Here is a 985-nt window from a genome sequence, read left to right as displayed (position 1 = left end):
GCTAGGGCGTGTCTCCCATATGGTTCGTGATTGACGCGCGATTGTGGGTGGGTGACTTCTGTTCTGGACTCTCGCACTCGTCGGTTGACGGACGCGCAGTGGGCGTTGATCGCGCCGTTGCTGCCGTCGAACGCGGGACGACGCGGCCATCCATTCGGTGATGATCGTCGCGTCGTCGATGGGATCATCTACCGGTTCCGTACCTCGACGCCATGGCGTGACGTGCCGCGGGAAGAGTTCGGTCCCTGGCAGACCGTGTGGAAGCGGCACCGCCGCTATGCCGGCGACGGCACTTGGGATCGCGTGTTGCAGGCACTACTCGCTCAGGCTGACGCCGAAGGGCTGATCGATTGGGACGTGTCGGTCGACGCGACGATCGCGCGTGCCCATCAACACGCGACGAACACCACCCGCCCCGACCAGGACACAGGGGGCGTTCTCGAATCACAAGAATCTGCCGCTGGATGAGATCGAACCTGACGGTCACGGCATCGGCCGCTCCCGCGGCGGGCTGACGACGAAGATCCACCATGCCGTGGACGGCAACGGGCTGCCGTTGGCGATCGTGATCACCGGCGGGCAACGCAACGACGGGGCGATGCTCGAACAGATCCTGGACAACATCCGGGTGCCCCGACTCAGCGGCGGAAGACCGCGCACCCGACCCGATGCTGTCCTGGCCGACAAGGCATACGCCAGCGGAGTGAACCGGCGGATGCTCCGCGACCGCGGCATCCGCGCCGTGATACCGGAGAAGAGCGACCAGATCGCCGCCCGGAAACGCAAGGGACGCAACGGTGGTCGGCCACCGGCCTTCGATGAAGACGCCTACAAGGACCGCAACGTCGTGGAGCGGTCCTTCGCTCTGGTCAAGCAATGGCGCGGCATCGCGACCCGCTATGACAAGCTCGCCATCACCTACCGCGCCGCCGCAGTCCTCCACGCTGCCCTCACCTGGGCAGCCCTATTGGGAGACATGCCCTAG

At 65.7% G+C, this 985-nt stretch carries 1 pseudogene; it reads left to right on the top strand.

What is annotated here, in order from left to right:
* The first annotated feature begins 63 nt into the window (after nucleotides 1–63).
* Nucleotides 64–985 (top strand): annotated as a pseudogene (locus tag ACWAUG_RS13605) (IS5 family transposase).

The organism is Microbacterium sp. GXF6406, from assembly GCF_054798215.1.
Note: the sequence above shows the minus strand (reverse complement) of the source record. Positions and strands in the feature narration are given on the sequence as shown.